The sequence below is a fragment of the Flavobacterium sp. UW10123 genome, from assembly GCF_040538975.1.
Classification (GTDB): Bacteria; Bacteroidota; Bacteroidia; order Flavobacteriales; family Flavobacteriaceae; genus Flavobacterium.
On record NZ_JBEWQE010000021.1, the window covers coordinates 56264 to 82576 of the forward strand.

General features: G+C 33.1%; 25 protein-coding genes. 17 read left to right on the forward strand and 8 right to left on the reverse strand.

Annotated elements, in window-relative coordinates; genetic code table 11:
• Positions 1 to 193: 193 nt before the first annotated feature.
• From ABXT06_RS20695 to dnaK, 5 genes are all read right to left on the reverse strand, one after another.
• A complete protein-coding gene (locus ABXT06_RS20695) occupies positions 194 to 2938 on the reverse strand; it encodes a helix-turn-helix and ligand-binding sensor domain-containing protein (protein ID WP_354592436.1) in 2745 nt (914 codons plus the stop codon).
• A 102-nt stretch (positions 2939 to 3040) separates the two neighbouring features.
• Positions 3041 to 4225, reverse strand: coding sequence for an acetate/propionate family kinase (locus ABXT06_RS20700; RefSeq protein WP_354592437.1), 1185 nt, complete (start codon positions 4223 to 4225; stop codon positions 3041 to 3043).
• 156 nt (positions 4226 to 4381) lie between these two features.
• The gene (pta, locus tag ABXT06_RS20705; protein ID WP_354592438.1) at positions 4382 to 6475 is read right to left on the reverse strand and encodes a phosphate acetyltransferase; all 2094 of its coding nucleotides are present in this window, start codon (positions 6473 to 6475) and stop codon (positions 4382 to 4384) included.
• 65 nt (positions 6476 to 6540) lie between these two features.
• Positions 6541 to 7614, reverse strand: a complete 1074-nt coding sequence (gene corA / locus ABXT06_RS20710) for a magnesium/cobalt transporter CorA (protein WP_354592439.1) — start codon at positions 7612 to 7614, stop codon at positions 6541 to 6543.
• A gap of 173 nt (positions 7615 to 7787) precedes the next feature.
• The gene (gene dnaK / locus ABXT06_RS20715) at positions 7788 to 9671 is read right to left on the reverse strand and encodes a molecular chaperone DnaK (RefSeq protein WP_354592440.1); all 1884 of its coding nucleotides are present in this window, start codon (positions 9669 to 9671) and stop codon (positions 7788 to 7790) included.
• A 425-nt stretch (positions 9672 to 10096) separates the two neighbouring features.
• Here dnaK and ABXT06_RS20720 point away from each other — a divergent pair, with 425 nt between their 5' ends.
• The 7 genes from ABXT06_RS20720 to ABXT06_RS20750 all read left to right on the forward strand — a co-directional run bounded on the left by ABXT06_RS20720 (position 10097) and on the right by ABXT06_RS20750 (position 14445).
• The gene (locus tag ABXT06_RS20720; RefSeq protein ID WP_354592441.1) at positions 10097 to 10591 is read left to right on the forward strand and encodes a hypothetical protein; all 495 of its coding nucleotides are present in this window, start codon (positions 10097 to 10099) and stop codon (positions 10589 to 10591) included.
• A 33-nt stretch (positions 10592 to 10624) separates the two neighbouring features.
• Positions 10625 to 11023 (forward strand): NUDIX hydrolase, encoded by a 399-nt coding sequence (locus tag ABXT06_RS20725; protein WP_354592442.1) that lies wholly within the window; start codon positions 10625 to 10627, stop codon positions 11021 to 11023.
• A 16-nt stretch (positions 11024 to 11039) separates the two neighbouring features.
• The gene (locus ABXT06_RS20730; protein ID WP_354592443.1) at positions 11040 to 12317 is read left to right on the forward strand and encodes a Na+/H+ antiporter; all 1278 of its coding nucleotides are present in this window, start codon (positions 11040 to 11042) and stop codon (positions 12315 to 12317) included.
• Between the two features lie 41 nt (positions 12318 to 12358).
• Positions 12359 to 12826, forward strand: coding sequence for a hypothetical protein (locus tag ABXT06_RS20735; RefSeq protein WP_354592444.1), 468 nt, complete (start codon positions 12359 to 12361; stop codon positions 12824 to 12826).
• A 55-nt stretch (positions 12827 to 12881) separates the two neighbouring features.
• Entirely contained in the window at positions 12882 to 13343 is a 462-nt protein-coding gene (locus tag ABXT06_RS20740; RefSeq protein WP_354592445.1) for an SRPBCC family protein, read from the forward strand.
• A gap of 75 nt (positions 13344 to 13418) precedes the next feature.
• Positions 13419 to 13892, forward strand: coding sequence for a DUF1203 domain-containing protein (locus ABXT06_RS20745; protein ID WP_354592446.1), 474 nt, complete (start codon positions 13419 to 13421; stop codon positions 13890 to 13892).
• 115 nt (positions 13893 to 14007) lie between these two features.
• On the forward strand, positions 14008 to 14445 hold the full coding sequence (locus tag ABXT06_RS20750) for an acyl-CoA thioesterase (RefSeq protein ID WP_008462813.1): 438 nt from the start codon (positions 14008 to 14010) through the stop codon (positions 14443 to 14445).
• A gap of 95 nt (positions 14446 to 14540) precedes the next feature.
• Here ABXT06_RS20750 and ABXT06_RS20755 read toward each other — a convergent pair whose 3' ends face one another.
• The gene (locus ABXT06_RS20755; protein ID WP_354592447.1) at positions 14541 to 15233 is read right to left on the reverse strand and encodes a hypothetical protein; all 693 of its coding nucleotides are present in this window, start codon (positions 15231 to 15233) and stop codon (positions 14541 to 14543) included.
• Between the two features lie 280 nt (positions 15234 to 15513).
• Here ABXT06_RS20755 and ABXT06_RS20760 point away from each other — a divergent pair, with 280 nt between their 5' ends.
• The 7 genes from ABXT06_RS20760 (at position 15514) to ABXT06_RS20790 (ending at position 21324) form a co-directional block, all read left to right on the forward strand.
• Positions 15514 to 16503, forward strand: coding sequence for an alpha/beta fold hydrolase (locus tag ABXT06_RS20760; RefSeq protein ID WP_354592448.1), 990 nt, complete (start codon positions 15514 to 15516; stop codon positions 16501 to 16503).
• Positions 16504 to 16716: 213 nt separating this feature from the next.
• On the forward strand, positions 16717 to 17106 hold the full coding sequence (locus ABXT06_RS20765; RefSeq protein WP_354592449.1) for a DUF1398 domain-containing protein: 390 nt from the start codon (positions 16717 to 16719) through the stop codon (positions 17104 to 17106).
• Positions 17107 to 17120: 14 nt separating this feature from the next.
• Positions 17121 to 17978 carry a ThuA domain-containing protein gene (locus ABXT06_RS20770; RefSeq protein WP_354592450.1) on the forward strand — a complete coding sequence of 286 codons (858 nt, stop codon included), beginning with the start codon at positions 17121 to 17123 and terminating at the stop codon, positions 17976 to 17978.
• A gap of 21 nt (positions 17979 to 17999) precedes the next feature.
• A complete protein-coding gene (locus tag ABXT06_RS20775; protein WP_354592451.1) occupies positions 18000 to 18362 on the forward strand; it encodes a hypothetical protein in 363 nt (120 codons plus the stop codon).
• Positions 18363 to 18410: 48 nt separating this feature from the next.
• The gene (locus tag ABXT06_RS20780; RefSeq protein ID WP_354592452.1) at positions 18411 to 19265 is read left to right on the forward strand and encodes a sulfurtransferase; all 855 of its coding nucleotides are present in this window, start codon (positions 18411 to 18413) and stop codon (positions 19263 to 19265) included.
• A gap of 202 nt (positions 19266 to 19467) precedes the next feature.
• A complete protein-coding gene (locus ABXT06_RS20785; protein ID WP_354592453.1) occupies positions 19468 to 20709 on the forward strand; it encodes an ATP-binding cassette domain-containing protein in 1242 nt (413 codons plus the stop codon).
• On the forward strand, positions 20710 to 21324 hold the full coding sequence (locus ABXT06_RS20790) for a 3-keto-alpha-glucoside-1,2-lyase-like domain-containing protein (RefSeq protein WP_354592454.1): 615 nt from the start codon (positions 20710 to 20712) through the stop codon (positions 21322 to 21324).
• Positions 21325 to 21542: 218 nt separating this feature from the next.
• Here ABXT06_RS20790 and ABXT06_RS20795 read toward each other — a convergent pair whose 3' ends face one another.
• Both ABXT06_RS20795 and ABXT06_RS20800 read right to left on the reverse strand, forming a co-directional pair.
• Positions 21543 to 22586, reverse strand: a complete 1044-nt coding sequence (locus ABXT06_RS20795) for an RluA family pseudouridine synthase (protein ID WP_274258008.1) — start codon at positions 22584 to 22586, stop codon at positions 21543 to 21545.
• The gene (locus ABXT06_RS20800; RefSeq protein WP_281632108.1) at positions 22576 to 23196 is read right to left on the reverse strand and encodes a PASTA domain-containing protein; all 621 of its coding nucleotides are present in this window, start codon (positions 23194 to 23196) and stop codon (positions 22576 to 22578) included. The genes ABXT06_RS20795 and ABXT06_RS20800 overlap by 11 nt, the downstream gene beginning before the upstream one ends.
• 321 nt (positions 23197 to 23517) lie before the next feature.
• Between ABXT06_RS20800 and ABXT06_RS20805 the strand changes: the two genes are divergently transcribed.
• The 3 genes from ABXT06_RS20805 to ABXT06_RS20815 all read left to right on the forward strand — a co-directional run bounded on the left by ABXT06_RS20805 (position 23518) and on the right by ABXT06_RS20815 (position 26206).
• Positions 23518 to 24489: a D-alanine--D-alanine ligase gene (locus tag ABXT06_RS20805; RefSeq protein ID WP_354592455.1), complete on the forward strand. Its 972-nt coding sequence runs from the start codon at positions 23518 to 23520 to the stop codon at positions 24487 to 24489.
• 193 nt (positions 24490 to 24682) lie between these two features.
• Positions 24683 to 25375 carry a DUF421 domain-containing protein gene (locus ABXT06_RS20810; RefSeq protein WP_354592456.1) on the forward strand — a complete coding sequence of 231 codons (693 nt, stop codon included), beginning with the start codon at positions 24683 to 24685 and terminating at the stop codon, positions 25373 to 25375.
• Between the two features lie 186 nt (positions 25376 to 25561).
• Positions 25562 to 26206: a hypothetical protein gene (locus ABXT06_RS20815; protein ID WP_354592457.1), complete on the forward strand. Its 645-nt coding sequence runs from the start codon at positions 25562 to 25564 to the stop codon at positions 26204 to 26206.
• The last annotated feature ends 107 nt before the right edge of the window (positions 26207 to 26313 follow it).

Consider the following 26313-nt stretch of genomic DNA (forward strand, 5'->3'; position numbering starts at 1 on the left):
TGTAGTACATCAAACACCACTACAACATAGCTACATCATTGTGTTAAAATTTTATCTTACAATAGTGATTATCAATACTATAAATGTTAACAAAATTCCTTTAACACAACATTATGATGTAGTAATGATGTATCGTAATTATATAAAAAATGATATGGAAAAATATAAATTCTGTAAAAAATAAAATCAAATCTTACAGAGTTAATAAAAACTTTGACAGGTTTTCGTCTTGAGTAAGGTTAAGTTTCTTTCTTAGACGATATCTGTGCAGTTCTACACCTCTAAAAGAGATATTCATCATAGGGGCAATTTCTTTAGAAGAAAGGTTCATTTTAAGATAAACACATAGTTTTATATCCTTTGGAGTTAGTTGCGGATATTTTTTAGATAGATTTATTATAAACTCGTTATGAATTTGATTCAAATTGGTCTCAAATGTTTCCCATTCGTGTTTATTGACTTCATTAATCTTAATGGCTTTTCTAATTTCATTCTTAAGCTTGCCAAAATCTTTCTCAGTTTCCAAAATGCCTTGAATTTTGTCAATCATTTCGGTTTGTTTCGCAATAGATAATGATTTGCCTGCAACTTCAGAAGATTTTGCTTGAAGTTCTAATTCTAAAATATGTTTTTCGTATTCCTGAATATTAAGTTCATTTTCTTTCTTCAATTCCATTTCAAGAATTTCTCTCTGATGTTTTAATTCTTCGGCCTGCAATTTTAATTTTTGCATATAACGAAGTTTATTCCATTTATAGTAGAAAAATAAGACTGCTCCAATAACTAGAAAATAGAGCAGAATCATCCAAAATGAAAAATACCAAGGTTCTGCAACTTTAAATTTATATGACGAAACTGTTTCATAAGTTGCTCCATCATGTTTAAAAATTTCTACAGAATGATAACCACTACTCAAATTGTTCAAAACAATTAATCCGTCTGAAATTGGAATAAAATCTTTTTCTTTGTCGAGCTTATAAAATAAATTTGGTTTGCTCGCTCCGTAAATTCCAGAAATAACGTTAATCTTTAATTCGGTATTGAATTTAATTTTTTCATCGCTCGGAATTAAAGCATCATCACTAAATGCTTCAATTTTCACTTCTGAATTTTGTTTATTTTCGTATTCGAGTTTAAGCGAAACAAATCCGTCATCTAGATTAAATAAGTAATAATTATCTTTTTTGAAAATCCTTAGATTCTCATTAATCAATTTTCCTTTATAATATTTCTCCTGAATAATATTCCAGACAAATTTGTTTCCTTGAGCATAAATATGATACAAGATTCCGTTTTGCAAAACCATGAAATGATCTTCGTCTATAGAAACGACATCTGTCACATTTCTAAAGTTTGTATTAAACAATTCATTTTCCTCCAATTTATTAGATATAGAATTGTAAGTATACCAAGAGTTATTAATTAGAAATAGGATTTCTTTTCTAAACTCAAAAATCTTTATTCCAAAATCGTTTTGTATTTTGCTCTGCTGTGTAACGTTTTCAACTTTAAGCGTATTATAATTATCGTCTAACAAAACACGGTATAGGCCTCGGTAATTGTCTGCTGCCCAGATTTCATTCTTTTTGTTTTGGGCAACATATTTTATAGGTTTGGCCAGATCTTTTATGATTTTATAATGAGACATATTCGATGGATCATCATAAACCAGAATACCGCTATAAGTTGACTGAAAATAAGTATTATTGATACTGCTTTTGGACATGTTCCAACCACCACTGACACCATTTATCTTGGTCAGAGTATTATTTTCATACGAAAAAGTGCCATCATTATGTCCTATAATATACTTTCCATCAATTAGAGAAATATTCCAGCCCTGCCCTTGAGTATTAGGCATCATATTAAATTTTCCCGCACTATACTCAAAAATACCATGATTTGACGCAATTAAATAACCTTTATTAATTGCCGCCACAGCATACACAGATCCTAATAGCCCAGAATTATCGTAAAAGAAAGAAATAGGAGAATTAACCTCAACATGTGCAATACCGTTATCTAAACCAACCCAGAGATCATTTTCTTTATCCAGTCCTATACTTAAGACTGAATTATTCATTAAAACATTATCTCGCTCAATATTTTTAAAGGAATTATTTTTTAAATCTAAAATGAAAATCCCGCGATTTCCGGTTCCAACAATTAGCTTTTCATCTTTAATGAATTTTGCCACATTGATTGTTGCCGACTTTAACGTTTCGTTTATAGGATGCTCCCAGCTTTTAAGTCCATTTTTTTCTACAATGAAAACTCCTTTTTTTTGTGTGAAAATATAAGTCTCGTTTTGGTACTTTTCTATGGCATGGACAACAGTATTTTTTAAAACATTCCATCCTTTTGGGTTGGTAATACGCTTACCATTCATTTTATAAATTCCATCTTTAACCGAAGCGACATATAAATTTTCATCTACTTCAAAACAATACGAAATAAGAAAAGGGAACTTAATTTTCTTAATCTTTTTCCCATTATAAATAAAAATATCATTAAAAGACTGAAAATAAAGCGAACCGTTAAATCTGAATATTTTCCAGATCTCTTCATTATCCTTTTCATCAAATAATCTAAGATTTTTGGTAATCGAAACATAATGCATCGTTCCATCTTTTCTATACCAATAGCCAAATTCTTTATAAGAACCAGAATAGATTTTATGTCCTTCAATAAGAATTGATCGAATAATAGTTTTGTTTGGAAGTGTATATTTTTCCCATTTTACTCCATCGTAACGTAGCAAATAGTGATTATTAGCAAAATACATTGCATTATCATTTCCTTGTGCAACATTCCAGATCTGATTATCTCCCTGATAATCAGATTTGCTGTAATTTTCGACAAAGGGAAGTAATTCTTGTGCTTGAAGCTGTAAAGCAATGAAAAAGAAGAAAACGGATTTAAAAAGTATCGATTTCAAGATATTATTTTTTAAATTCAAAGATACTGACAAAAAACTTAAACTGAAAGCATAAAAAAGGCTCCCAAAAGGAGCCTAAAATTATGTTTAAAATAAAACCTTCTAGTTTTCAAGCAATTGAAAAACCTGATTAGCAATTTCATATTCCTCATCAGTGGGAACAACCAAAACTTTTACAATAGACTTTTCTGAATTGATTTCTCTTAATTCTTTTGAACGCAGTTCATTTTTTCCTGTGTCAATTTCAATTCCAAAATAATCCATGTCTGTACAAATCAAATTACGCATATAAAATGAGTTTTCTCCAATTCCTGCTGTGAAAACAATTGCATTTAATCCGTTTAAAGCTGCTGCATAAGCTCCAATTGTTTTTCTAATTCTATAAGCATTCATTTGCAATGCCAACTGACAATCTTTATTACCTTTTTCGGCTTCTGCTTCAATATCACGCAAATCACTGTAGCCAGTAAGCCCAAGCATACCGCTTTGTTTCAGCAAAACTGCGTTTACTTCGTCTGGAGTATATCCAAGATTTTTAATCATATAAAAAACAACAGACTGGTCAATATCTCCGGCACGTGTTCCCATAATCAAACCATTTGAAGGCGAAAATCCCATCGAAGTGTCAATACATTTTCCGTCTTTAATCGCAGCCATACTGCAACCATTTCCTAAGTGAATGGTAATTATTTTAGAATTGTCTTTTAAGTAATTAATGGCTTTTTCTGAAACATATTTATGGCTCGTTCCATGAAAACCATAAACACGTACTTTATTTTCTGTCAAAAGATAATTTGGAATGGCATACTTATACGCAACTTCTGGCATCGTTTGATGAAAAGCAGTATCAAAAACAGCTATTTGCTCAGCCGAACTGAAAATTTCTTCTGCCACATTAATTCCTTCTAAATTTGCAGGATTATGCAAAGGCGCCAATTCGAAAAGCTGTTTGATTTTTTCTTTTACTTTTTCATCGATTTTTACTGTGGCGCTAAAATCGCTTCCGCCATGCACTACACGATGTCCGACAGCAGCAATCTCTGAAGTAGATTTAATCACTCCTTTTTCGGCATCTAAAAGCATATTGGCTACTTTCTGCAAACCTACTTTATGATTCGGAATTGGAAGCGTTTCTTCGCGTGAAGCAACAGCCGTTTTAAAAGTGATATTTGAAGTTTCTAAACCAATTCGGTCAATCATTCCAGAACAGATTACTTCGTTTTCTGGCATTACCATTAATTGGTATTTAATTGACGAACTTCCTGAGTTTATAATTAGTATTTTCATTTTTTATTAAAGGTGCTAAGATGCTAAGTTTCTAAGGTGCCGAGTTTTCTTAAAAGACTCAAAACTTTTAATTTTTTGTATCACAAATTTATAGTCAATAAAAGTAATTTTTAAGGCAAAGCAATTAATCATTTACCATTAACCATTCACAATTAACTACATTCCCTGTGCCTGAATGGCTGTAATAACCACTGTATTGATAATATCATCTACAGTACATCCGCGGCTTAAGTCGTTTACGGGCTTATTCAAACCTTGTAACATTGGACCAATAGCCAAAGCTCCGGTTTCTCTTTGAACGGCTTTATAAGTATTGTTTCCTGTATTTAAATCAGGGAAAATCAACACGCTAGCTTGTCCTGCCACTTCTGAATCTGGCATTTTGCTTTTTCCAACGCTTAAGTCAACTGCGGCATCATACTGAATTGGGCCTTCAATTTTTAAATCTGGTCTTTTTTCTTTTACAATGGCTGTTGCAGTTCTTACTTTATCCACCTCATCTCCTTTTCCTGATGATCCAGAAGAATAAGAAAGCATGGCAATTTTTGGTTCAATTCCGAATGCTAAACTTGATTCTGCCGAAGAAATAGCAATTTCTGCCAATTGTTCTGCTGTTGGGTTTGGATTAATAGCACAATCTCCAAAAACAGAAACACGATCCTCTAAACACATAAAAAACACAGAAGAAACTACAGATGAATTTGGTTTTGTTTTAATGAATTGAAGAGCTGGCAAAATAGTATGCTGAGTAGTATGCGCGGCACCAGAAACCATTCCGTCTGCATGACCCTTATATACCATCATGGTTCCGAAATAAGAAACGTCTTCCATTAAATCTCGTGCCATGGTAATACTCACGTTTTTGGCTTTTCTAAGCTCATAATACGTATTAGCATAATCTTCATAAAACTCAGATTCTATCGGATTGATGATATTTACTTTAGAAAAATCAAATGTAAGTCCAAGCTCTGTAACTTTACTTTCTATTTGTTTTTTATCTCCAATGATTGAAATATCTACCACATCCATATCCAGCAATCTAGACGCTGCTGTAATAATTCGGTCGTCGTTTCCTTCTGGCAGTACAATATGCTTTCTGTGCTGTTTGGCTCGCTTAACCATGTTGTATTGAAACATTTTTGGCGTCATACCTTCAGGTTGGAAAGTAATTACTCTTTGCGATAACGCTTCAATTTCAACGTATTTTTCGAAGGTATTAATTGAAGTTTCAATCTTGTGCGTATTATTGGCGTAGATTTCCGATTTTATAGAACCTATTTTGTTGGTAATATGATACGTTCCTCCATCAACAGCGATAATTGGCACGATTGCAGAAAGACCTTCAATAAGCTTTAAAATACTTTCTTCTGGAACAATATTTCCTGTCAGGATAATTCCTGAAATGGTTGGATAATTGGCTGATTCATTTGCTTGCAAAGCACCAAGAATAATATCAGAACGATCTCCTGGTGTAATTACCAAAGCATTGTCATGCAAATGAACCAAATAATTATGCAATTGCATTGCTCCTACACTGTAATGCCCGATTTCATTATTCAAATAATTTTCTCCGAATAAAACCTTAGCATTCAATTCGTGCACAATCTCCTGCATCGTTGGGTTATTAAGGCTCGATATCAACGGAATCGTATTAACCAACACATTTGATGGCAAACTTTTTTGTAGACTACTTGTAACCAATTCTATATTTTCTGGCTGTACTTTATTAGCAAAAACAGATAATACCTCAACCTCTTTTATTTTAAAAGAATCATAAACCAAGTACAAACTGTCTAAAAGTTCTTCTAAGGTTTTACCAACTCCAGAACCAACAATTATGGTTGGAATTCCAAGGTTTTTAGCAATTAAAACGTTCAAATCTAATTCGATAGAAGTTCCTTCGCCTGTAAAGCTCGTTCCTTCAACCAAAACGAAATCAAAACGTTCTTCCAGTTTTTTATATTTCTCAATAATCAAATCCAGAACCTCTCCTATTTTCCCTTTGTTCTTTTTCTTGATTAATCTGCTTTTGGTGATGGCATAAGCATCTTCAAACTTAATATCAAGGTTAAAATAGGACAAAACGGTCTCGATATGATTATCTACCTCACCATCGACAAAATCTTCGATTATAGGTCTAAAATACCCTACTTTGGCAGTCTTACCAATCAAGATACTCATTAACCCGAGCGTAATAATTGATTTACCACTATTATGGTCACTAGTGGCTATATATATTGCTTTACTCATAATTATTTATTTTTATTCTAAATACCAAATTTACAAAAATCAAATTTTTCAAGTGTAAAACAGGGCTAAAACCAGCGTCGTTTTTTGAAATAAATGATTAGGGCTATTACCAGCAAAAACATTACGCCCATGACTATAAAATAGCCATTTTGAGTTTTGAGTTCTGGCATGTTTTCAAAGTTCATTCCGTATACTCCAACAATAAAAGTAAGCGGAATAAATATGGCTGATATGATGGTCAGCGTTTTCATGATTTCGTTCATTTTTCGACTTTGTTCCGAAAAATAAAAATTAGAAGCACTTTCCAATGCGCTCATATCTGATTCTATCTGATCTAAAAGCTCCAAACTTTTTTGATGCAGTCTGATAAAGAAATTGAAAGTTTCTTTTTGAATTAATCCATTATCGTCGTCGTCGTCTTTTTTCGTTTTCAGGTAATAAAGAGAATCTCGAAGCGGTACTATAGAACGTTTTAAGAAATTTAAATTATCCCGATGGTTTTCAATTTTTTCTAAAATAACTGGTTTAGCGTCTTTTTTAGTTAAATTGATTAAATCTTCGATTTTATCTTCTTCATCTTCCAATGTAATGTAGAAATTCTCCATTACAGCATCTAAAAGTAAATACAAGAGATAATCTACCTTTTTGGTTCTAACTATTCCAGCATGCGTACGTAAACGCTCTCGGATATGCGTAAAGAAATCGCTTCGTTTTTCTTGAAAAGAAATCAAGATTCCGTCCTTCAAAATAAAGCTTAATTGCTCTACACTAATATTATCTGAATATTCAGAAGGAAGAAGCGATTTTATATTAAAGAACAGAATATCTTGCTGATCTTCTAATTTGGTTCTTTTGGTCGTATTTAAAATATCGGCAAGTAGAAAATCATCTAATTTGAAATGCGCACCAATCGTTTTTATAAGATCAATATCATGAAGCCCGTGAATATTGAGCCAATTGTTTTTTGTATAATCAAAACAAGAATTTAAAGCGAGAACAGTAAACTTATCATATTCGACAACATCAGCGTCATTATATACAAAAAGTTGCATTTCTGTTTCGTGATCTTTATGCGTGCCAGTATACTCTAAAGTAATGTGTTGCAACTTGCGCCCTTTCTTGTATTTAATCTTTCTCATTCATGAAAATTTACAATAGTAATATTACGAAAAAGAATCCGAACAGGAAATGACATTTATCAGTTTGTGGAAAACCTAGAGTTAGACGCACTACAGTGCGCCTCTACGCAAAACAATATCCATAAAAAAACCGAGCCATTTCTGACTCGGTTTCTATTCAATTTAAGAGTAAATTATTTTACTTCTTCGAATTCAACGTCTTCAACGTTGTCTCCAGAAGACTGCTCTTGTTGTGGAGCAGCTTGTTGTCCTTCACCTCCTTGAGCGTACATTGCTTCTGTAGCTGTTTTCCAAGCTGCATTAACATTGTCTAATCCTTTTTGGATTGCGTCAAGATCTTGAGATTGGTGAGCCATTCTCAATTCAGTTAAAGCATATTCGATAGCTGTTTTTTGCTCATCTGTTAATTTATCTCCTAACTCTTTCAATTGAGATTCAGTTTGGAAGATAGTACTATCAGCTTCGTTCAATTTCTCAGCTCTTTCTTTTGCAATTCTGTCAGCATCAGCGTTAGCTTCAGCATCTTTTTTCATTTTTTCGATTTCTTCAGCTGTTAATCCAGAAGAAGCTTCGATACGGATATCGTGAGATTTTCCTGTTCCTTTATCAGTTGCAGAAACTTTGATGATACCATTAGCATCGATATCGAAAGTTACCTCGATTTGAGGAACTCCTCTTGGTGCTGGTGGAATACCATCTAAGTGGAAACGACCGATAGTTTTGTTATCAACTGCCATAGCTCTTTCTCCTTGTAATACGTGGATTTCAACAGATGGTTGGGAATCAGCAGCAGTAGAGAATACTTGAGATTTTTTAGTTGGGATAGTTGTGTTAGACTCGATTAATTTAGTCAATACACCACCCATAGTTTCGATACCTAAAGAAAGAGGTGTTACATCAAGTAACAATACATCTTTTACATCTCCAGATAAAACTCCACCTTGAATAGCAGCTCCAATAGCAACAACCTCATCAGGGTTAACACCTTTAGAAGCTTTTTTACCGAAGAATTTTTCAACTTCGTCAGCGATTCTTGGCATACGAGTAGAACCTCCAACAAGGATTACTTCGTCGATATCAGATGTAGATAAACCTGCATCTTTTAATGCTTTAGCAACTGGCTCCATAGAACGTTTTACTAAAGTATCAGATAATTGCTCAAATTTAGCTCTAGATAATTTTTTCACTAAGTGTTTTGGTCCAGAAGCAGTAGCCGTTACGTATGGCAAGTTGATTTCTGTTTCAGCAGAAGACGATAATTCAATCTTAGCTTTCTCAGCAGCTTCTTTCAAACGCTGTAATGACATTGGATCTAAACGTAAATCAATTCCTTCTTCAGATTTGAATTCGTCAGCTAACCAGTCAATAATAACTTGGTCAAAATCATCACCACCTAAGTGAGTATCCCCATTTGTAGATAATACTTCAAATACACCGTCTCCTAATTCAAGAACAGAGATATCAAAAGTACCTCCACCTAAATCGTAAACAGCAATTTTTTGATCAGTTCCTTTTTTATCTAATCCGTAAGCAAGTGCAGCAGCAGTTGGCTCGTTGATGATACGCATAACTTTAAGACCAGCGATTTCACCAGCTTCTTTTGTAGCCTGACGCTGAGCATCGTTAAAGTAAGCAGGAACGGTAATAACTGCCTCAGATACTGTTTGACCTAAATAGTCTTCAGCAGTTTTTTTCATTTTTTGAAGTGTCATTGCAGACAATTCTTGAGCAGTGTATAAACGACCGTCAATATCCACACGTGGAGTATTGTTGTCACCTTTTACAACACTGTAAGGAACTCTTTTTGCTTCTTCTTGAGTTTCAGCAAAAGTGTGTCCCATAAAACGTTTAATAGAAGCAATCGTTTTTGTAGGGTTAGTTACTGCTTGTCTTTTTGCAGGATCACCTACTTTAATTTCTCCACCTTCAACAAAAGCGATGATAGATGGTGTAGTTCTTTTTCCTTCTGCGTTAGGGATAACAACTGCTTCGTTACCTTCCATTACAGAAACACAAGAGTTCGTCGTACCTAAGTCAATTCCGATTATTTTACCCATTTTTTATATATTTAATTTTTGATTTTATTTTAATAACTCAGGTGGCATAAGTCAATCTTTATGCCAATATAAAAAACCAATGTAAATTGTCAGTTTTGCTTTTGGCACACTAATAATCATCTGACAACATGACATTTTTAAGACATGACAGATATGGCATACCAACACAATTATGTCATTATTAATGAGCTGACACTGACTTATTCTACTATTCTTTTGTTGCTTACTTGATTTATAAAATTTCACAAATTGCTAAACAAATTAAAATGTCTTTGATGATCAGCAATAAAAAGCAATATATTTGAAATTAAATATCACGTGATACCTAGTTAAACATATTCACCTGATTTTAAGTTATTTTATATAGTTCTATTCACACTAAACCAGCGAGAAATTTACAAGAAGCATTTGATAATTTTAAGAAAATGAAAAGATACATTGCAATTTTTATTATCAATCTGATAGCTTTACTTCTTTTCATTACTTCGTTTTCGACTACCTATTACAATGTAAAACATTTTGATAAAAGTGATATTGTAACAGGAACAGTTACCAAAGCAAATTTAGTTTCAAATCATAATAAGGGCAGAACATTACATGGATTCGAATATGAAATCAACAATAATAAGAATATCTTATATTTAACGCAATACGAGAGATTAAACTACACTATTAACGTTGGAGATAGAATAGTTTCTAAAAATTTACACATAGGAAATACAAACTCAAAAATACTAACTATTAATGGTGAAAAAATTAATTTATATTATGGGATATTTGACCTATTAATGCTGATAGCAGTTGTTACTATTCCTTTGATTTACTTTTTTTATTTTAGAATAATGAATAAGAAAAAATACAAAAATAGAACCAAAGAATACCAATTGATGTACAATAGAAAAAGGTATAGACAGAAATAAAAGTCTAAAAAAATATAGTTTTAAAAAAGTATAATGATTGAAATTGATAAAATTGCATTAATTAAAATTGAAAACGGTCAAATTTTAAGCACAAGATCAAAAGGAAAAAATAAATATTACATTCCAGGCGGTAAAAGAGAACATAACGAGACCGATGAGCAAACTTTAGTTAGAGAAATCCAAGAAGAATTAAATGTAGAAATCATAGCAAAATCTATAAAATATATCGGGACTTTTAAAGCACAATCAGATGGAGCTGCCAAAGGTGTTGTTGTAAAAATGACATGCTATAAAGCTGATTATAACGGAATTCCTAAAGAAAGTAGCGAAATTGAAGAAATTAAATGGCTGAACTATAAAGATCTGGACATAATATCTGAAGTTGACAAAATCATTTTTAAACACCTGAATGAAAGTGGATTGTTACTTTAAGAAAAATTAAATCGGAATGGAAAATTACAGCATTATTATTTTTATACTAACAATTGTTATAGGACTTTCGGCTTTTGCTGATAAATTAAAAATCCCCTATCCTATTCTTTTGGTTATAGTTGGAGTTGAAATTGGCTTTATTCCAACAATGGCAGAAATTGAAATCAATCCCGAAATTATTTTCCTGCTATTTCTTCCTCCTTTGTTATACGATGCTTCTTTCAATATTTCGTCAAGAGATTTTAAAACTAATATCCATACTATAACTACTTTGGCAATTTGGCTTGTTTTCCTTACCACTATCGCAATTGCAGTTGTGGCTTATTACTTAATTCCAGAAATGACATGGCCATTGGCGTTTGTCTTGGGTGCAATACTTTCGGCTACAGATGCCGTTGCCGCAATCAACATTACAAAAGGACTTAAAATATCGCATAAAACCATTACCATTTTAGAAGGCGAAAGTTTAATTAACGATGCTTCAGCGCTGGTTGCTTATCGTTTTGCAGTAGCAGCCGTAATGGGAGCCACTTTTATAATCTGGAAAGCAGCATTAGAATTTGTTTTATTGCTTGGTGGCGGTTTTCTGGTTGGATTTGTAATGTCAAAAATTTTGGCATTTATCTTAAAACGAGTGCAAAAAAAGCCTGAAGTAACCATCAGTTTTATGCTTTTAATGCCTTTTGTAACCTATCTTGTAGCAGAACATTTGCATGTTTCTGGCGTAATTGCGGTTGTTATTCTCGGATTGGCAATTTCGCGATTCAGTAAAAAAATCTTCCCTGAGAGCCTTAAAAATCAATCGAAAGGCCTGTGGGATGTAATCATATTTCTTCTAAACGGATTAATTTTTATTTTAATCGGACTTAACTTCCGTTATATTTTGGAAGACATTGACAACAAAATGATTCTTCCCTACATTGGCTATGCCACAATTATTACAATTGTCGCGTTATTAGTCCGAATGGCGAGGGTTTATTTGCAGAAAATCAATTTACAGAAGGCATTTCAGAAAACTAAAAATGGAAAAAGAAGAGTAAGCGAACATGCTCTTCTTGATTTTGGCAACAGTTTAATCATAAGCTGGTCAGGAATGCGAGGAATTGTTTCACTAGCCATAGCGATTGGACTTCCGCGATTTCTTGAAGACGGAACTCCTTTTCCGCTCAGAAATGCGATCATTTTTATTTCTGTTGCAGTAGTATTATTGACATTAATCGGACAAGGGTTGACATTGCCTTGGATTGTAAAAAAAATAAATGAAATTGAAGAAAAAAAACAGTTAAACCAATAAAATTCTAAATACACTAACTAGCCCAATTTAAACCAAAAACTATGGAACAAGAATTAAAAGGTCAATTTGATGAATTTGAAAAACCTGAAGTAATAAGACGTAAACTTCTGCCTTGGTGGATAAAAGTTTTCTGCTGGATTTTTATGTTTATGGCCATTTGCGCAATTGGTTCTCTTGTTACCAATCTTTTTGTTCCCAACGTAAATTTATCTCTTTACGGATTCTCAACAGACACGGCCTATTCTGGAACTGGGATATTTATAATTGCCATTATGCTTTTAAAAGGATTTGCAGCCTATTCGCTTTGGTTTGAAAAACCAAATGCCATCATGATTGCCAAAATAGATGCCATTGTCGGAATTGCAATATGCATTGCTTCTCTTTTCATACTTCCTTTTAGTGCAGGAAAAGATCATTTTTCTTTTAGATTAGAAATTCTACTATTAATTCCATATTTCATGAAAATTAATAAAATCGAATACGAATGGGATAATCTTGAAAGTATCTAAGAAATAGCGTAATTTTATAACTCTACATTTTTGTTTAATTTAAAATAATCGAAAAATGACTTCAGAGATTCTTTCTACCACACCCGATTCAGAAATCGTCACAACACGAATTCTAAATTTTCCGCAAGAACTTGTTTTCAAAGCATGGAGCACACCTGAGCATTTGAAAAATTGGTGGGGTCCAAAAGGTTTTACCAATACATTTCATGAATTTAACTTTTGTGAAGGCGGTAAATGGAGTTTCATCATGCATGGTCCAGAGGCTGGAAATTATGCTAATGAATGCGAATTCATCAAAATAGACAGACCCAATCTTATTGCCTGGAAACGTCATTCTAAACCTCTTTTTCAGATTCTAACAACATTTGAAACTATTGCTGAAAATAAAACAAAAGTAGTATTTAAAATGCTTTTTGAAACTGAAGCGGAATGTCAGAAATTAAAACCATACGTAGTTGACAAAAACGAAGAAAATTTTGATAAGCTGGAAGTAGAATTATCGAAAATGACATCGTAAATACATTATAAAGAAACATAGCAAGATTTGGATTTTTTCTCGTTCTAACAAATATGATTTTTGCTTAAAAAAATTATGGAAGCAAATTTTAAAATCAAGTCTTTAAATCACACAGAATTTTCAGGCTATTTCGAATTAACAGATCTAGAACTAGAAAAAATCGGCGCGATCAGAATGACTGTCGATAAATTTCCAGGATTTCCTTGTAGAGTAAGTCTAGAAGATGCCCAAATTGGTGAAGAAGTTATTCTTTTGCCATACAGCCATCATAAAACTATCTCACCTTATCAAGCAAGCGGACCAATTTTTATACGAAAGAAAGCCACGACACCCACTTTCGAAATCAACCAGATTCCGCATATGCTGAATCACAGATTACTTTCTTTGCGTGGTTATAATGAAAATGGAATGATGAAAGAAGCATCTGTAACAGAAGGAAGTTCTCTCAAAGAAAGCATCATTAAAACCTTTGAAAACGAAAAAATAAGCTACATCCATATTCACAATGCAAGACCAGGCTGTTTCAACTGTTTGGTCGAAAGAGCGTAATTTCACGATATTATATAAAATTGGAAACAATAAAAAATATGCATGCATAGTAATTTTATGCTATTCGCTTACTTTTTATTTGTAATTTCGGTTTTCAATAAAATACAATATTAAAATGGCTTCATTTGTAAAAGAAATATCTTTCCGCTGGTCAGATTTAGACCCAAATTTTCACGTTCGTCATAGTGCCTATTACGATTTTGGCGCACAGCATCGTATCGAAATCCTTGAAGAACTGGGATTAACTCTAAAAGTAATGCAGACACAAGGTTTTGGACCTGTTTTATTTAGAGAAGAATGCGTTTTCAGAAAAGAATTAAAACTTTCAGACAAAATATTCATTCATACTAAAACTTCAAAAATGAAAGCCGATGCTTCACGTTGGTCTATCATTCACGAATTTAGAAGAGAAGATGATACACTTTGCGCAACGATTACAGTAGACGGAGCATGGATGGATACCAAACTTAGAAAATTGGCTTCTCCTACCCCAGAAATAGCGATTGAAGCTTTAAGCATTTTCCCAAAAAGCGACGATTTTGTTGGGTTATAAGCCCACGATGTCATAAACTTATAAAAAATCCCAAAAACAACTACTGATATTGTCTTTGGGATTTTTCTCTTAACCAAACTGTATTTTTAATTTCACTATTGAAATTTTAATCCAAAGTTTACCCTTTCAAAAGTGGTACTGCAAGAAAAGGCAAATCGGCCGACATTGACAGTTCCGAAAATTCCACCAACTGAATGTCCAGAATAAAATCCTCCAGCTGAAAATCGGCGAACCTGATATTTTAAAGCAATATCATTTACTCTCGAACTCAATTGTCCAAAAGCAATCACATTTGGGATAATTTCATAACTTCCAAAAACTTTAGGAACTAGTTTTTTATAATAATCAAAACTTTCATCGGTATCATAATCAATTATTGACGAATGCAAATTTTCTAAATTTCCGCCAATATAGGTGTTCTCAGAAAAATGCCATGAGATGCTAAAACCTGTAAAAGTTCCCTCATAACCACTTCTTGAATCCACATATCCTATGCCAATTGTTGCTCTAAATTTATCGCAAATTTTACCGATATAGCCAACATAAGTTCGGTCAATTTCAGACTTGTCAATTCCGGCACCAAAAATAATATCGTCTTCGCACATCGTTAGAGCGTACTGAAAATAAGCCGAGTACTGATCTTGATTTGCCGCAACAACGCTCCGGCCTTTATCGAGGTCAATATTTGCAGAAATTAAGGTTGAGTTGATAACTGCAAAATCAAATGTATTAAGTTCTTGGGCAAATGTGGGGACTGTGAGCAGGAGCAAAAGTATTGTCTTTTTCATAATACTATCATTTAAGGCTTGCAACATTCTGATACTAAATTACATACTATTTCCCTGTTAATAAAAGAAGTCCTTTGAAGTGCTACATTACTCGTCAAAATGCATTATTTTCATAATCAGCATCATTTAATCGATAAAATTTCAATAAATCGTCGATTATTGGCATTAAACACAACGAAACCTCTTTGATTGCTTTTTTTCTGATAACTTTAAGATTTTGAGCTTTGTTTTAAAACTGGTTCGGTTTAACTTTATAAATCATAAAACAATTCTCTCTCAAATGAAAATCCTTAAACTATTATTCATATTAATTCCTTTCTTAAGTTTTGGCCAACAGGGAAATATAAAAGCATTAGATATTAATTTAAGCAATTACGAATATCCTTTCTCGGTTAACTTTATCGAATTGAGCAATCAGCGCCAATACATGAAAATGAGTTATATGGATATTATTCCTGAAAACTATAATCAAAAAAACATTGTTTTATTGCACGGAAAAAATTTCAATGGTGCCTATTGGGAAACTACTATAAAAGCTTTAACAAAAGAAGGTTATCGTGTAATTGTTCCAGACCAGATTGGTTTCGGAAAATCGACAAAACCAGACAACTTTCAATACACTTTTCAGCAGTTAGCCGAAAATACCAAGAAACTTTTAGATCATTTAGGAATTAGTAAAACGACTATTTTAGGACATTCTATGGGCGGAATGCTGGCAACACGCTTTGCATTGATGTATCCGGAAACGACAGAAAAATTAGTTTTAGAAAATCCAATTGGTTTAGAAGATTGGAAATTAGTCGTTCCTTACAAACCTGTTGATTGGTGGTATGAATCGGAATTAAAACAAAATTATGAAAGCATCAAGCAATATCAAATGGCAAATTATTATGACGGAAAATGGAATGCAGATTATCAAAAATGGGCAGAACTTGGCGCAGGCTGGACAACAGCTCCAGATTATGATCTTGTAGCTTGGAATTCGGCTCTTTTATATGATATGATTTTCACACAGCCTGTTCTATACGAATTTAAAAATATTAAATGCCCAACGTTATTAATTATCGGAACGAGAGATAAAACTGCTTTGGGAAAACCTTTGGTTTCTGAAGAAGTGAGAAAAACAATGGGAAATTATGCAGAATTGGGTAAAAAAACTCAAAAAGAAATTCCAAATGCAAAACTGGTAGAAATTCCAAATACCGGACATTTGCCACATATCGAATCTTTTGATTCATTTATAAAATCATTAATCGTATTTTTGAAATAATATTTTTTTTGACACGACCCGAGCGACAGAGCCTAGGCGAAGCAATTACACAAATTTTCGCAAATTATTTTTCTGCCACAGATTAAAGGATTAAAAAGATTTAATCTGTGTAAATCTTTTTAATCTGTGGCAAAATAAAAAAATAATTAGTGCAAATTCGTGTAATTTGTGGCGAAATCTAAAATCTAAAATCATTAATCTAAAATTAAAAATATGTTTACAATAGCACAAATAAAAGAAGCGCACTCAAAAGTTAAAACTGGTGCAGATTTTCCAAATTATATTCAAGATTTAATAATTCTAGGTGTAAAAGGTTATGACACTTTTGTACATGACGGAAGCGTTGTTTATTACGGATTAAACAACTATACTGCTGCAGCCGAGGAAAAATATCCTGAAATTAAAGTTGCCGATTTTCCTAACAAAGAACTTTTTATAGAAAATTTGGTAAAGCATCAGCATGGAGAAACCGATTATATGACTTTCTGCAATCATTGCGCTCAATGCGGTATTGCAAAATGGCGCGTTGATATTGTTGAAATGACTTGCACTTATTTTGACAAATCTGAAAATGAAATTCTAATCGAAAAAATACCAGTCTAATTTCTAAAACACAAATGACTATTTTTAACCAAATCCACCAAACCACTTTTAAAAGAAGCATTTTATTTTTCCTTTTAGTCTTTTCGTTCTTTGGCTTTTCACAAAGCAAAAAAGGCAATCCAAAATTTAAAGTGATTGCTTTTTATACAGCAAAAAACGATCAGGCGCATATCAGTTTTGTACATGAAGCCAATAAATATTTTCCAAAATTGGCTGCTGAAAATCATTTTCAATATGATTCAACCAGCAATTGGGACAATTTGAACGCTAAATTTTTGTCCAAATATCAAGTTGTCTTATTTCTGGACACACGCCCAGAAAAGAAAGAACAGCGCGAGGCTTTCCAAAAATATATGGAAAACGGTGGTGGTTTTATAGGATTTCACTTTTCTGCTTTTGCTTTAAACAATTCAAGTTATAATCAAGATTGGGACTGGTATCACAATACGTTTTTAGGTTCTGGCGAATATGGAAGCAATACCTGGAGACCAACTTCAGCAGTTTTGAGAGTCGAAAATCAGCATCCTGTGACCAAAAATCTGCCTAAAACTTTCTCTTCTGCTCCAAACGAATGGTACAGATGGTCGAATGATTTAACCAAAAATCCAGATATTGAAATTTTATTAGCGATAGACGAATCGAGTTTTCCTTTAGGAACTGGCCCAAAAGCATATGAAATCTGGCACAGCGGTTATTATCCTGTTGTTTGGACTAATAAAAAACACAAAATGGTGTATGTAAATATGGGACATAATGACATTGATTATGAAGGAGGAACAAATAAAACCTTATCTTACACTTTTGACAACAAAACACAAAGCCAATTAATTTTAAATGCTTTGCTTTGGCTTGGAAATTCGAAGAAAAAATAAATTTGTTAAATGAATAATTATTTGATTTTAGAAGAAGAATATTATGCCTATGTCGACAATTCTATTATAAATAAGATTGCAAGTGATCATTCTTATGCCGAAGAACTTTTATTTAGCGCTTATGAATGGTCCAATTATTTAAAAATATATTTACTCCTTACTCATGAACTAAGCGTAATTGAAAAAACAAAACTTAAACCAATAGATTTATTAATAAATAGGTATTACTGGTTTAAAAAATTTTACCATAATTATTTTTTAACAAAAGGGATTGATGCCGGAACTGAGCAACAAATTTTTGAAATATTAGAAGAAATACGTAATCAAGATAATTTTGACTGGCTGATTATACAAAATATTGATAACGAAATAGAAAATGAATAATCTTGTATTCCAAACTAATAGATTATACAATTAGAAAAAAAAGTAATAATGTCTAAAAAACTTATCTCCTTAATTACGGCTCAAGAATTAATCGAATTAAATGCTACTTCAAAAATCATTTTAATTGATGCTCGAGCTGGTGCAAACACTTTTGAATCTTATCAAAACGAACACTTAAAAGGCGCTCGCTTTGTCGATTTAAATCGAGATCTGGCTGCTATTCCAGAAAATCCAGCCAATGGCGGAAGACATCCGTTGCCTTCTCCAAAAGATTTTTCGAAAACCTTATCTTCATTAGGAATTTCACCTTCAGATCATGTTGTGGTTTACGATGATAAAAATGGCTCTAATTTCGCCGCTCGTTTCTGGTGGATGATGCGTTCAGTTGGACATGAAAAAATTCAGGTTTTAAATGGCGGATATCAAGCAGCGCTTCAAGCAGGTTTTCCAACCAATTCTGGCATCGAAACTTTTGACCAAACAGCATATCCTTCTCAGGAATGGAAATTACCTTTAGCTGATATCGAAGAAGTCGAAAAAGCTCGAAAAAATGATCAAAATATTATAATTGATGTTCGTGATAAAAACAGATTTGACGGTTTGGTAGAACCATTAGATTTAGTCGCAGGGCATATTCCGGGAGCTGTAAATGTTCCGCTAACGGAAAATCTGGATGAAAACGGATTCTTTAAACCAGCCGATGAATTAGCTGAAAAGTACAAAGCTGTTTTGAAAGACATAAAACCAGAAAACACAATCGTTCATTGCGGTTCTGGTGTTACAGCTTGCCATACGTTATTGGCAATGGATTACGCCGGACTTCCAATTCCTAAATTATACGCGGGCTCTTGGAGCGAATGGTCAAGAAACGACCGAGAAATGGCAACTCGACAAACGGAATAATTTTTTGCCACAGATTTCACAGATTAAAGTGATTTTATTAGCCACGAGCCATAGCGAACAGGCGAAGCAATTACACGATTTTTCACTAATTATAAATAAAAAAATTCGTGCGAATTCGCGAAATTCGTGGCAACACATTTTTTTTAATCCTTTTAATCTGTGAAATCTGTGGCTAAAAAAAATAATACAAATAAAAATTACAATGCAACACTGGGATATACTTTTATCAAATCAGGTAAATAAAAAGAAGTTAATAGACAATATATTAAATGGCGAAGCGACTGGAGAATTAGCCGTTTTTAACAATCAAAAAGGAATACTGTTTTCTGACATAGCCATTGAAAAATTTATAGAAAAAGAGTTTCAATATGACAGCGTGGAAGCTTCTCCAGATTCGCACAGACAGCTTCGCACTTTTTCATCTGGTGAACGTAAAAAAGAGTTTTTGAAATATTGCATCAATCAAAAGCCAGATTTTATCATTTTCGATAATCCTTTTGATCATTTGGATCAGGCCTCACGAGTAGTTTTAGCCGATTCCTTAAAAGATCTAACGAATGATATTGCCATTATTCAACTTTTAAACCGTACTGTTGATGTATTAGAGTTTGTTCCCAACAAAGCTCAAATCAAAGACAACACATTTGAACTGCATCCATTTAAAAAAGTCGAAAATCATTTCAAAACCTTAAATACAACTGCAATTCCAAAAGCGACAGAAACTCATACTTTTCCAGAAAACGAATTAATCAGATTAGAAAATGTTTCGGTAAGTTATGACGAAAGAAAGATTCTCAACAACATTTCGTGGACGATAAAACAAGGTGAATTCTGGCAGTTAATTGGACCAAATGGTTCTGGAAAAAGCACTATTTTATCATTAATTACAGGAGACAATTCGAAAGGTTTTGGACAAAACTTGTTTTTATTCGGAAGAAAAAAAGGTACAGGAGAAAGCGTTTGGGACATCAAAAAACAAATCGGAATTTACGCTACTTCGATGATGGATTTGTTTCAAAAAGGCCATACACTGGAACAAATGATTCTTTCAGGTTTCTTTGACCAAATCGGATTGTATACAGAGCCAACAACACATCAAAAAAATATCGTGACACAATGGCTTGAAGTCATCGAAATGTCTCATTTATGCAAAAAACGTTTTATCGATCTTTCTATCGGACAGCAGCGCGTTGCGTTAATTGTTCGTGCCGTTTTAAAACATCCGCCATTATTGATTTTAGATGAACCTGTAGAAGGTTTAGATGATGAAAATGTAGATTTGGTAATTCAGCTAATCAATACCATAAAACAAGAAACTAACGTTTCTATATTGTATGTTTCGCATCGAATCGAACAAGGCCTTGCCCCTACTTCTGTCTTTGAACTTTTACCAACTGAAACGGGATCAATCGGAAAAATAAAATACCATTCAGAATTAAATTAAATGAAAATAAAATTTGCCCTATTTCTCCTTTTACAATTCATCTTGATTTCGTGTTCCAACACCATTTCAACAGTAAAAAAAGAATATACTTTAGACAATTCAAAAGAACTAAAATCAAATTGGATAATCGATTCTAAAGAATGGATTCTAAAAAATGATACTCTTACAGGAAATGGTTCTCTTTCGCCTTGGGGAGTTTTGGTTTCAAAAAAAAAGCTTCCAGAGAATTATGAAATCGATTTTAAAGTCAATATGACAAATGCATCTTTATTCGAAGTCATGCTCAATTTAGATAAAGGAAAATACATCAGAACATACTTATATCAAATTGACCAGAACATTGTAATTGGCGACGGAGTTTATGATAAAAAAGACGATTCGTATGGCAAACGAGGCGGAAAAACTTTGTTCAGAAAACCAATGCAATTAGAAAATAACAAATGGTATGCTGTAAAAATTAAAGTTTTAAATAATCAATTATCGTTTTCTGTTGACGATAAAACAACTTTAGAATGTTCGCTAGAAAAAAGCAATCTAAACCAAAAAGGAAAACTAGGTTTCATAACCAACGGAGAAGTCAAAATAACCGATTTAGTAATCAAATCACTACAATAATTAAATTAATAGAAACAAAATATCTCATTAATATTCTAACACAAAGCATATCTGTAGAGACGCACTGCAGTGCGTCTCCGCAACGAATATCCACATACGTTAGACGCACTGCAGTGCGCCTCTACAGAATATTGTAACGATAAAACAAAAAAGCTCCCAAAAGGAGCTTTTTTATTATTATAAAAATTATCTAATTTTCTAATTGACAAATTATCTAATTAACTTTCATCTTCAACATTATGCGACTTCACATAATTACGCCATTTCTCGATACAATCCTGAAAATCCTGAGGCAATTCTGTATCAAAACGCATTAATTCTCCCGTATTTGGGTGAACAAATCCAAGTGTTTTAGCATGCAGCGCCTGACGTGGTAAAGCTTTAAAACAATTCTCAATAAACTGTTTGTATTTTGTAAAAGTCGTTCCCTTCAAAATCAAATGACCGCCGTATCGCTCATCATTAAATAACGGATGACCAATATGCTTCATGTGCGCGCGAATCTGGTGCGTTCTTCCTGTTTCCAATTTACAAGAAATAAGAGTCACATAACCAAAACGCTCCAAAACTTTATAATGCGTAATAGCAGGTTTTCCGATTTCTGGATCATCAAAAACCGCCATTTGCATTCTGTCTTTCAAATGTCTTGCTAAGTTTCCTTCAATTGTACCGCTGTCAGCCACAACATTTCCCCAAACTAGGGCGATATACTCACGTTCGGTAGTTTTAGCTTCAAACTGCTTTGCTAAATGCGTCATAGCTGCTTCTGTTTTAGCCACAACCAAAAGACCAGAAGTATCTTTATCAATTCGGTGAACCAGACCTGGGCGTTCGCTGCTGTTCATTGGCAGATTTTCAAAATGAAATGCCAAAGCGTTCACCAAAGTTCCAGTATAATTTCCATGTCCTGGATGCACAACCAATCCTGGTGGTTTATTGATCAGCAATAACGCATCATCCTCATAAACAATATCCAACGGAATATCTTCTGGATCTACTCTATTTTCAAAAGGAGGATGCGACAACATAACCGTTATCACATCAAAAGGTTTTACTTTGTAATTTGATTTTACCGGAATATCATTCACAAAAATGTTTCCGTTAGTTGCCGCATTCTGAATTTTATTTCGCGTGGCATTCGGAATCAAATACATTAAATATTTGTCAATACGCAAAAACGCTTGACCTTTTGGGACTTCAAATCTGTAGTGCTCAAATAATTCGTCTTCCAGATCTAAATTTTCTTCAATATTATTGTTCATCATTTGGGGTTTCTGCAGGCACCGCAGTACTATCTGTCGCCTGACTTTCATCTACATAACTTGCTTTTCCGTCTCCTAAAACCAAATCAATTTTAGAAGCTTTAAGCACTCTATCTCCTACTTTTAAGTTTCTTCCTTTTAAACGCATTTCCAAAACCATATCTTTTCCAAGGTTCGGAATATACGTAATCGTTCCTGGCTCAAGACCTAACGCTTTCAACGTTGGAACCGCTTCACGATATGTTTTTTCGATTAAATCTGGAATTTTCACAGAAGAAAAACCAGACGCATTAATCTTGATATAAATTTTTCTACCCACTTTTACCATTGTTCCAGGCAACGGATCTTGCTCAACAACACTATATTTTGGGTATTCACTTCTGTAATCAACACTATCCAATAGAACATAATCCAAATCCAATTCGTCCAATTTGTTTTCCACTTGTTCCTCAGTCAATTTAGACAAATTCGGCACTGCAATTTCGTGTCCGTGATCTGTCGTAAAAGTTAACCAATGCATAAATAAATAACCAATAACCGCAATAATAGCTGCGGCCGCAAGCAATTGCAAGAAAAAAACTCGGCTTGTTAAATACTGACGTAAACTCATAAATTTATTTTTAATAGCGACAAAGATAAAGTATTTCGTTTCAAAAAAAATGATAATTTTGTTTAAAACAAGAAAGTGCCGTGATTGTCATCCTGAGCGAAGTCGAAGGATAATTTTCAGGAGCTATTTCCTGCTATCCGCTGTATCTTTTGCGCCGAACCCCGGCACAAAAGGATGCCGCTTCTATCAGGGCTAGGACACTCTATTTCATAAGAACGTTATTTATTAAAAAATCATATATTCAATAAAGTTTCAAAACAGATTTGAACGATTTACCGCAAAACCTGAAACTTGAAACAAATTAAAACCTGAAACAAAAACATGAAAAACATTGCCATCATCATGGGCGGCTATTCCAGCGAATATAAAATATCTTTAATTAGTGGAAATGTCGTGTATCAATATCTTGACAAAACAAAATACAACGGATTCCGTATTCACATTTTCAAAGAAAAATGGGTTTATGTAGACGAAAATGAAGCCGAATTTCCAATAGATAGAAATGATTTTTCAGTAACGGTAAACGGTCAGAAAATCACGTTTGATTGTGTTTTCAATGCCATTCACGGAACTCCAGGTGAAGACGGATTAATGCAAGCCTATTTCGAATTAATCGGAATGCCACAATCTTCTTGCGATTATTACCAATCGGCGTTAACATTCAATAAAAGAGACTTATTATCTGTTTTAAAACCATACGAAATCAAAACAGCCATTTCTTATTACCTAAACAAAGGTGACGAAATCAATACTGCAGAAATTGTTACGAAAGTAGGATTACCATGTTTCGTAAAACCAAACAAAGCAGGTTCTAGTTTCGGAATTTCAAAAGTAAAAACAGAAGCTGAACTGCCAATCGCAATTGAAGTAGCTTATAAAGAAGATAACGAAATCATCATTGAAAGTTTCCTTGACGGAACTGAAGTTTCTGTGGGAGTTATCAATTATAAAGGCGAAATTATCGTTTTACCAATTACAGAAATCGTATCAGACAATGATTTCTTCGATTACGAAGCCAAATACGAAGGAAAATCGCAAGAAATCACACCTGCGAGAATCTCTGACGAACTGACTAAAAAAGTCTCAGAAACTGCAAAACGCGCTTACGAAGTTTTAAAAATGAGAGGCTTTTCAAGAAGCGAATTCATTATTGTAAACGGCGAACCGCACATGCTTGAAATGAACACTATTCCAGGTTTAACAACAGAAAGTTTGATTCCGCAACAGGCAAAAGCAGCTGGAATCTCTCTAGAAGATTTATTCACAAATGCTATTGAGCTGGCTTTGACTTAATAAATATCCCAAGATACTAAGGTGTTGAAATTCTATAATTTCAGCACCTTTTTTTATGTTTTCTATTCAAAATATTGATGCATTATTTATCAAAATTTACATAAAAAATTACGGTCAAACATGGGAATTAAGATACATTCCATACACCAAATGGCAGTATCTTAGTATCTCAAAATCTTAGCTACTTAAAAAAATGAAACAAATATTTGAATGGGAAAGACTACTTTTTAACAATCTGCCAGAAAGCTTTGTTTTCGAAGTTATTTTTCGTTCAACCATTATGTTTATTATTCTATTGCTGACACTTAAATTAGCAGGAAAACGCGGTGTTAAACAATTGTCTATTTTCGAAACAGTGATCATTATCGCCTTAGGTTCTGCTGCAGGCGACCCAATGTTTTATGAAGATGTCGGCATTATTCCTGCTTTAATAGTTTTTACAGTAATTATTATTTTATACCGATCAGTAACTTGGCTGACAGGGAAAAGTAAAAAATTTGAAGAATTCATTGAAGGTAAAACCGAATGTTTAATCAAAGACGGCAAGTTTTCTGTTTCGACTTTTAAAAAAGAAAGTTTAGCACAGGACGAATTTTTCGCTGAATTACGAATTCGGTCTATTGAACATTTAGGACAAGTAAAACATGCCTACATTGAAACGAGTGGTGAAATTAGTGTGTATTTCTATGAAGATCAAAAAGTAGGATACGGCCTTCCTATTCTTCCTTCTTTATTTTATGCTAAAAGTAAATTCATTCCAAAAGATGGCATTTATTCCTGTACTTTTTGCGGTCATACCCAAGAACAAAAAAGCGGAACCGCTGTATGTCAAGTCTGCAAAAAAGATGAATGGGTAGAATCTATTAATACGAAGAGAATCACATAAATTTTTAAATTCCAAATTCCAAAACTTGGCATATTTTAAGTTTAAAAAGAAAAAATCTTAACAGCTTAGCAACTCAGAACCTTAGAACCTAATAAAAACTTTGTACCTCTGTATCTTTGAGCCTTTGAACCAAAAAAAGAAAAAATCTTAGTAGTTTAGCGACTCAGAACCTTAGAACCTAAAAAAATGCTTTTCTTAATTGGAACAAACGATTCAAATGTAAAAAATGGTTTACTGTCAGGCAAAAAATGTCCGAATTGTGAGAGCTTTGACACGTTGCATTTTAGTATTTTTAGAAAATATGTTTACATAACCTTAATTCCTTTATTTCCCGTTGGAAAAACCGTAAACATTCATTGCAATCAATGCGATCATTATTTTGATTATGAAGAGCTATCAGAAGATATCCAAGAAAAGCTTCGAAATGAGAAGCTGCAAAGTTCAGTTTGGATGTTTTCAGGAAGTATTATAATTGCTCTGTATTTAATATACAACTTAAATAATTATTGGCAGGAAAAAGACGAAACCAGTTTATTAATAAATACTCCATTAAAGGGCGATGTCTACAATTTAAAATTTTCGAATGGCTATTATTCTACTCTGAAAATAGATAAAATTACAAAAGACAGTGTTTATACAACGCACAACGATTATGATGCTTATTTACCATACGAAGCTGATGATCTCGATAAAGCTGAAAACTATTCTGATCGCAAAGTAAATTATTCTAGAAAAGGTCTTTTAGAGCTTTACAAAAATGATGAAATAATAAAAATCAGAAGATCAAGACAACTTGAAAATCAAGATCAAAATTATAAAATACCACTTTAAAAACTAAAAAAACTTTGTACCTCCGTATCTTTAAACGTAAAAAAGAAAAAATCTTAGTAGCTTAGCAACTCAAAATCTTAGAATCTCAAAAAAAGCCTTTGTGCCTT